This window comes from Chromobacterium sp. CCUG 76385 (genome assembly GCF_059916625.1).
This window is the reverse complement of the sequence record NZ_JAUCGU010000046.1, coordinates 19,479-27,258: the sequence shown is the minus strand read 5'-3', so window position 1 is coordinate 27,258 and position 7,780 is coordinate 19,479. Positions and strand designations below refer to the sequence as shown.

Here is a 7,780-nt window from a genome sequence, read left to right as displayed (position 1 = left end):
CCGCGCTGGCAGAGAATGACTATGCGGCGCGCGAAACGCCTCGATTCGGCGCAAAATGCATCCCGGCGCGACCGCTCCCCAAACGTCAACAGCCCCTAGGGGAACCGCCATGCCCCAGGCATGGCGAATGCGATGAATATTAAATTTTCTTAAAGAATTGAATATGGCGACGCGCATCGATCCATCGCGCGCGCGTCGTTAGCATCGTATTTCTAAACTTACTTGGAAAGCGATGCGATGAATAAGATGAAAAAACTGTGCCTGGCGCTGATATCGGTGAATCTGGTAGGCGCCGCCATGGCTGATGTGATGCCCAAGCCGGCAACCGAATTCACCCGGGAGGCCAACCGGAAAGTTCTGGCCGAGCTGCCGTTTGACGATACCCGCGACTTTGTCGACGCCAGCCGGGGATTCATCGCCCGCCCGGATTTCATGCAAATCAAAGACGGCAAGGGCAATGTGGTGTGGGACATGGAGAGCTATAAGCGCTTCATTTCCAGCAACAAGTCCGCGCCGGACACCGTCAACCCGAGCCTGTGGCGCAATGCCCAGTTGAACATGGAGTACGGCCTGTACAAGGTCGCGGACCATATCTACCAGATACGCGGCTTTGACCTCTCCAACGCGACGTTCATCGAAGGCAAAACCGGCTGGATCGTATTCGACACGCTGCTATCGCAGGAAACCGGCAAAGCCGCCCTGGACTTCATCAACAAGACGCTGGGCGAGCGCCCCGTCGTCGCCGTGGTGTACAGCCACCCGCACGCCGACCACTACGGCGGGGTGCGCGGCATGGTGAGCGAAGCTGACGTGCTGTCCGGCAAGGTGCCTATCATCGCCCCCGAACATTTTTCGGAGCACGCGATCAAGGAAAACGTCATCGCCGGCAATGCGATGAGCCGTCGCGCCGTCTACATGTACGGCGCGATGCTGGAGCGCGGCGAACGCGGCAGCATCAACGCAGGCCTGGGCCAGACCATCTCGTCCGGACAGGTGAGCCTGTTGCTGCCGACGCATGAAATCAAGCAAAGCATCGAAGAAATGGAGATCGACGGCGTGAAAATGGTATTCCAGCTCACGCCGGGAACCGAGGCGCCGGCAGAGATGAATACTTGGTTTCCCCAGTTCAAGGCCTTGTGGATGGCGGAAAATGTCACCAACACCATGCACAATCTGCTGACCTTGCGCGGGGCGGAAGTGCGCGACCCGATCAAATGGTCGGATGGGCTGAACACCACCATCGAGACCTGGGGAGACCAAGTGCAGGTCCGTTTCCAGAGCCACCACTGGCCGAGCTGGGGCAACGCCAATATCGTGGACGGTCTGAAAAAGCAGCGCGATTTGTACAAATACATTCACGACCAATCGGTGCGGATGCTGAACCAGGGAATGACGGGCGAGGAAATTTCGGAAACCATCCAGCTGCCGCCATCCTTGAGCCACTACTGGCCCAACCGCGGTTACTACGGCACGCTGCGCCATAACAGCCGCGCGGTTTATCAGCGCTATATGGGCTGGTACGACGGCAACCCCTCCAGCCTGAACAACGAGCCGCCGGAAATGGTCGCGCCCAAATACGTTCAATTCATGGGCGGCGAGGACACGGTGCTGAAAAAAGCCGCCGAGTCCTATCAGAAAGGCGATTACCGCTGGGTGGCTGAGGTGCTGAAGCATGTCGTGTTCGCCAATCCGAAAAACCAGCCGGCCAAGGAACTGTTGGCCGACGCCTACGAGCAGCTGGGCTATCAGGCGGAATCCGGCCCTTGGCGCTCCATCTATCTGCAGGGCGCCAGCGAATTGCGCAAAGGCCTGCCTACCGGGTCGGCGACCAAGTCCAGCTCGCCGGACACCATACGCGAGATGACGCCGGACATGCTGTTCGACTATCTGGCGGTGCGCCTGCTGCCGCAAAAGGCCGAAGGCCGGACGCTATCGTTGAACGTTCACTTCCCCGACATCGGCGTCCACCGCGGGCTGAGCCTGGAAAACAGCGTGCTCAATCACAGCCGGAAGCTGAACAGCAAGGCGGACGCCGACATCACGCTGAGCAAAACGACGCTGAATGCGATTCTGCTTCGGGAAATCACGCTGGAAGAGGCTATTGCCCAACGCAAGATCCGCATCACAGGCGAACAGCAGGCCCTGCCGCAACTGATGGCCATGATGGATACATTCCAGTTCTGGTTCCCCATCGTGACGCCGTAAAACCCGGCTCGCCAGCGCCGTCCGTCAAGCGGGCGGCGCATCTGTTCCTCAAAGCATTACGCAGACTTCAAGATGAAACGACTGCTATTTCTCGCCTTCTTGGGAGGCGCGCTGCCTGCTTGCAAATGCGCGGCCGCGGGTTTGTACCTGTACGAGCTGGGCTCCGAAGACGTCGGGCTGGCCAATGCCGGCGCGGCGGCCCGCGCCCAGGACCCCAGCACCATCGCGAGCAATCCGGCAGGCATGACCGAATTGAGCGGCAACCAGCTCAGCGTCAATGGACAAGCGCTCTACGGCGATATCGCCTATGCGCTGGACAAAGACAGGCCGCGCGCGGGAGGCAGCCCCGGCAATGCGCTGGGCTGGTATCCCGGCGGCAGCATTTTCTATAGCCGGCAAATGGATGAACAACTGACTCTGGGCTTCGGCATCTACGGCAACTTCGGCTTGGGTCTCGATTTCGGCGATTGGGCCGCGCGCAGCCTGATCCGGGAAAGTACCTTGTTAGGCGTCACGCTGCAGCCCAGCGCCGCCTATAAGCTCAATGAGCGGTGGTCGATCGGCGGCGGGATAGGGATTAATTACGGCATATTTTCCTTCGAGCGCGACGCTTGGCTGGGCACAGTCCGTCAGACAGACCACGACTGGGCATTGAGCGGCAAGTTCGGGGTGCTCTACAAACCGGACGAGCGCACGCGCGTCGGCTTGAACTATTCAAGCGAGACCCGCTTCCGTTATCAGGCCGACGCGGCAGTAGCCAACTTTCCGTTACCGATAAGCGCGCAGGTCAATGCGCCGCGTCAATTGATGGTGAGCGGCTTCCGGCAGCTCGCGCCGCAACTGGCCATTCTCGGCAGCGCGGGTTGGCAGAACTGGAGCCGCTTTGGCGACAGCGAGCTGGACATCGCTTCGGCATCGGCTTCTGGCGAGGGGCGCCTGCGCAATAGCTGGCATGCTTCGCTGGGCGCGCAATATCAATGGAAACCCAAGCTGCGCGTGAATGCCGGCTTGGCTTTCGACAGCAGCTTCTATCGCGACCAAAACAATACTGCGCTGACCATGCCGTCGGGCAAGTCCTGGCGTTTCGGACTGGGCGGACAGTACCAAGCAACAGCCACGTCCAGCATCGGCCTGTCGCTGGAGTACCTGACATCGGACAATGCGCGAGTTTCGAACCCGTTGTACAAAGGAAGCTATCGTCACCCTCAGCTATATTTCATGAGCCTGCAGTACGTGCAGAGGCTATGACCTAATCCGCTCGTGCCCTTGTCAAGCCGGTGGCCAAACCGCTTTCCCCTGTCAATGCCCACCTGAAACAGGAGGACATTGAAGCCTTATAAGGTAGATCGATGGCAACGCGAGCCCATGACCTGAACCTGCTGACTGTTTTCGACGCCGTGATGCAGCAAGGCAGCGTCGCCAAGGCGGCGGAAAAGCTGGAGCTGACCCCAGCCTCCGTTAGCCTCGCGCTGTCGCGCCTGCGCGACTCGCTGGGCAAGCCGTTGTTTGTCAGGAAGGGCCGGGGCATTGCGCCCACTCTTTATGCGCACCAGCTGCACGCGTCCGTATGCGAGGAGCTGTACCGCATCGCCAACGCCTTGGGCATGGACGATGATTTCGACCCGGCTCGCAGCAAGCGCCAGTTCGTTTTGGCCGGACAAAGTTACTTCGATCAGATTTTTCTGACCCACTGCTCCGCGTGGAGCCGGGAGGCGCCTGGTTTGCGCATCACCTTCCGGGCGGAAGAAGATAATTTCCACAAACCGATCGAGATGTTGTCCGAGCGTCAGGCTGACATTTATCTGGGCTCCCTGCCCATCAACCACCCTTCGATCCAACAGCAATGCGTGGGAGAGGAAGAACTGGTCGCTGCCTGCTCGCGCAGCCACCCGAGAATTGGCGGTGGCCTGAGCCTCGATCAGTTCTTCATCGAGAATCACGCCACGCTGACCGAAGGGCGCTGCGGCAGTCTGTACCTGTATCAACTATGCGATGCGCCGCTGCCCACGCGCAATGTGCGCTACCGCAGCGACTCCCTGCTGCATGTGATGGCGGCGGCGGCGCGAAGCGAGCTGTTGTGCGTCACCACCGCCCGCCTGGCCAGACTATGGGAAGACACCCTGGCGCTGCGCATTCTGCCGCTGCCCTTCCCTCTGCGGCGCGTGCCCATTTATCTCAGCATCCACAGCAGCCAGGGAAATGATCAGGGCATTCAGTGGCTGACGGGACAGTTGCGAAATATTTTTCTGGATATCCCTCCGGCGATGGTGATGCGCTGACCGCGTGGCGCTTTGGCCGGAATGCAAACTGACGGATCCGAACACTTTTTGATTATGGAGAGACCGATGAGAGTCCCTGGCAGATATATGTTCCTGCTCGCAGCGGGCAGCTGCGCGCTGATGTCCCAGCCCGTCTGGGCCATGCCCCCCGGGATGGAGGAAAAAATAGCCGACGTGATGGTATGGGTTGTCGTGGTGGCCGTACCGCTTGCCGCCCTGTATCTGTTCTGGAAGGTACACGTACTGCCTGAAGTCTTCGCGGAAAAACACCACCACCCGCAAAAGCGCGCCATCCAGGTACTGTGCCTGTTGTCGCTCGCTTTCGGCGGCTTGCTGTGGCCGCTCGCCTGGCTGTGGGCGTTCACCAAACCCACCTCCTACAAAGCGGCTTACGGCACGGACAAGCATGACGACTTTTTCCTCAAGCCTGATGGAGCCCATGGCGGACAACCGCTGGACTTGGCGATTGTCGACGATGAGATCGTGCTGCTGCAGGAAAAGCTGCAGCAGTTGTCGAAAAAGCGCGCTCTGATTATGGCGTCGCAGGAGAAAATCGCAGGCGGGGCCAATCGCGCCGAAGGAGGCGATCATGCTTGAAATGATCATCGGCGGATACTGCGCGCTGGTTTGGCTGGTATTCATCAAGCTCAAGTGGTTTCCATGGAACATCAAAACCCAGGTCGGCGCCGCCACCGGCGCGCTGGCGCTTGCTGCCACCATTATTTTCACGATCAATGTAGTCACCCCCTCCTCCAACGACGTGCGCGTCATCAACTACGTTTCGGAAATCGTCCCGCGCGTCGCCGGCACGGTTACGCGGGTGGCGGTGGAGGGCAATACGCTGGTTAAAAAAGGCGACGTGCTGCTGGAGATCGACGATACGCCCTACCGCTTGCGTGTCAGGGAGCTGGAAGCGAAGCTGGCGGATACCGTCGCCTCTGCCAAAACCCTGAAACAGGATCTGGATAGCGCGAAAAGCAGCACCTTGGCGGCTCAGGCGCATCTGGACCTGATGAGCAAGCGTCTGCAGGAGGCCAAAACGCTGGCCAAGGCGGGCGCAGGCAATGAATACGATGTGGAGAACTTTCAAGCCGAAACGAAGAAGGCCGAGTCCGCGCTGGCCTCGGCGAAAAGCGGCGAAGCAAAAGCGCAAATCCGGCTGGATGCCACCGTCGGTCCCGACTTGGCCAGCGTGGCGCAGATCAAAGCCCAATTGGATTCGGCCCGCTACGACTTGCGCTCCACTGTGATCCGGGCCCCCGCTGACGGCTACCCGATCAACGTCTCCGTGCGTCCCGGCAACTATCTGGTTCCCATGCCGTTCAAGCCTGCCTTGAGCTTTGTGGAACGCGAGCAACGCATTCTGGCGTTCTTCGCGCAGAACGAACTGCGCTACGTCCAGCCCGGCGACAAGGCTGAAATAGCCTTCCAGCCGCTCCCAGGCCAACTGGTGAAGGCCAAGGTGGACAGCATCGTCTGGGCCAATGGCCAGGGCCAGCTGCTGCAATCGGGCCAGGTGCCCAATGCGCCGGTAGAAATGGCGCCCGCACCTCTGGCGCAGAAGTACGCAGTCAAACTGACGCCCATTCAGCAAGAAGGGGAAGAACCAGCGGTCATCCCCATGGGCGCCAGGGGCGGAGCGGCCGTCTACACCGAAAAACTCGCGCCGCTGCACCTGCTGCGCATGGTGATGATCCGCGCGCAATCCCTGTTCAACTATCTTGTGCTGAAGCTGCACTGAGGAGATCGGGATGCCCAAGGCAACAATGCTACTGCCCGGCCTGGTCGGCCTGGCGCTGATGGGGTGCGCCGTCTCTCCTCCGGAGCGTCAATCATTGACGCTAGAACACGCGCAGCTGCCCTCGCGCTGGAGCTCGCCGGCATCCGGGGAGTTCGACGCCGCCGTGCTCGGTTTTGCCATCGACGCCAAGCTGAGCGCGCTGATAGAAGAAGCCATCCGCTACAACGCGGATTTGAGGCAGGCTGCGGCCAGAACCGAGCAGGCGCAGGCCGCGCTCAAAGCGGCTGCGGGGGCCAGGCTGCCGACCGTGGCGCTTGGCGGGCAAGTCGGCAACTCCACCCTGCCGACCTCCAGCATGAGCACTTCCGGCATCGGGTTGGTCACCACATGGGAGGCGGATCTTTGGGGACGGCTGTCCGCAGAGCAAAACGCGGCCCATTCCCGCTTCCAGGCATCGGCGCAGGATCTGCTCTATGCCCGGCAATCACTTGCGGCCAATATGGTCCGCGGCTGGATCGCGCTCAAGGAAAATGCGCAGCAGCTGGAAATCGCCCGCCAAATGCTGGACATGTCGCAGCAGCAGCTGGCTTTGATCGAGGTAGGCCAGAAAGTGGGGCGCAACACGCGTCAGGATGTGGCGTTGCATTTGGCCGCAATGGAGGCGCAACGTCAGCAGTTGCTGACCCACGAACAAGCGCAATATCAGGCTCGCCGCGCGCTGGAGGTGCTGCTGGGCCGGTATCCGTCAGGAGAGCTGGCCACGCTCGGCCCCTTGCCTGTTGCGTCGGACGCCCTCCCTGCCGGCATCCCATCTGAAATGCTGAGCCGCCGTCCGGACGTCTTGGCTTCAGAACAGCGTTTTGCCGCAGCGTTCTATGGCGTGGAGGCAGCCAAGCGCGCGCGGCTGCCTTCGCTCAAGCTGACGGGTGGAGTGGCTTACATAGAGGACTCGGCGGTTCTGCTCAAGTCTGGCATAGACAACCCGCTTTGGGCGGTTACCGGCCAGTTGCTGGCTCCGATATTCACCGGGGGACAGCTGGCGGCCCAGGTAGAGGCGCAGAACGGAAAGCAACGCGAGGCGCTGGCCGCCTACAACCGGGCGGCGCTGAACGCGCTGGCCGAAGTGGAAAACAGTTTGACTGGCGAACGGATGCTGAAGGAACGCGAGCGCGCGCTGCAAACTCAAGCCGACTCGCTGGCGCGCTCGGTACAGTACGCGTCGCTGCAAAAACAGGTCGGCAGGATAGACAATTACCAGTTGTTGCAGCAGAAGCTGAGCCTTGCGGCGGTCCAAGCCAGCCTGCTTCGCTTGCAGAGCACCCGCTTGGACAACCGCGTATCGCTGCACCTGGCGTTAGGGGGACAATTCCTAATCTGAGTCTCCTGCGGACATTTGGCTGGCAAGGGGAGTGTCTGAGCGCGATGCCGGGCATCGATGCCTGGCCTTTGCCCCGCCATCTGGACTGGGCGGGCGACGGGCTCGGTCGCGTAGCCCGCCTCCCATCCAGTCATGCCGCGCCGTTAAACGCCTCAACCACCCAGCAGGGGAAACCCG

6 protein-coding genes are annotated in these 7,780 nt (G+C 60.8%); all 6 read left to right on the top strand.

Features of this window, described 5'->3' with window-relative positions; translation table 11 throughout:
• Positions 1–237 precede the first annotated feature (237 nt).
• The 6 genes from QUG01_RS18965 (at position 238) to QUG01_RS18940 (ending at position 7,603) form a co-directional block, all read left to right on the top strand.
• Entirely contained in the window at positions 238–2,205 is a 1,968-nt protein-coding gene (locus QUG01_RS18965; protein WP_500831450.1) for an alkyl/aryl-sulfatase, read from the top strand.
• A gap of 72 nt (positions 2,206–2,277) precedes the next feature.
• The gene (locus tag QUG01_RS18960; protein ID WP_500831449.1) at positions 2,278–3,453 is read left to right on the top strand and encodes an OmpP1/FadL family transporter; all 1,176 of its coding nucleotides are present in this window, start codon (positions 2,278–2,280) and stop codon (positions 3,451–3,453) included.
• A gap of 101 nt (positions 3,454–3,554) precedes the next feature.
• A complete protein-coding gene (locus QUG01_RS18955; protein WP_500831448.1) occupies positions 3,555–4,484 on the top strand; it encodes a LysR substrate-binding domain-containing protein in 930 nt (309 codons plus the stop codon).
• 87 nt (positions 4,485–4,571) lie between these two features.
• A complete protein-coding gene (locus QUG01_RS18950; protein WP_500831447.1) occupies positions 4,572–5,081 on the top strand; it encodes a DUF3302 domain-containing protein in 510 nt (169 codons plus the stop codon).
• A complete protein-coding gene (locus QUG01_RS18945) occupies positions 5,074–6,225 on the top strand; it encodes an HlyD family secretion protein (RefSeq protein ID WP_500831446.1) in 1,152 nt (383 codons plus the stop codon). Before QUG01_RS18950 ends, QUG01_RS18945 begins: the two co-directional genes overlap by 8 nt.
• 10 nt (positions 6,226–6,235) lie before the next feature.
• Positions 6,236–7,603, top strand: a complete 1,368-nt coding sequence (locus tag QUG01_RS18940) for an efflux transporter outer membrane subunit (protein ID WP_500831445.1) — start codon at positions 6,236–6,238, stop codon at positions 7,601–7,603.
• Positions 7,604–7,780 lie beyond the last annotated feature (177 nt).

Excerpts from the sequence above, each read along its gene's own strand:
- QUG01_RS18940 (WP_500831445.1), top strand. The coding sequence starts at position 6,236 with ATGCCCAAGGCAACAATGCTACTGCCCGGCCTGGTCGGCCTGGCGCTG.
- QUG01_RS18965 (WP_500831450.1), top strand. The coding sequence starts at position 238 with ATGAATAAGATGAAAAAACTGTGCCTGGCGCTGATATCGGTGAATCTG.
- QUG01_RS18945 (WP_500831446.1), top strand. The coding sequence starts at position 5,074 with ATGCTTGAAATGATCATCGGCGGATACTGCGCGCTGGTTTGGCTGGTA.
- QUG01_RS18950 (WP_500831447.1), top strand. The coding sequence starts at position 4,572 with ATGTTCCTGCTCGCAGCGGGCAGCTGCGCGCTGATGTCCCAGCCCGTC.
- QUG01_RS18960 (WP_500831449.1), top strand. The coding sequence starts at position 2,278 with ATGAAACGACTGCTATTTCTCGCCTTCTTGGGAGGCGCGCTGCCTGCT.
- QUG01_RS18955 (WP_500831448.1), top strand. The coding sequence starts at position 3,555 with ATGGCAACGCGAGCCCATGACCTGAACCTGCTGACTGTTTTCGACGCC.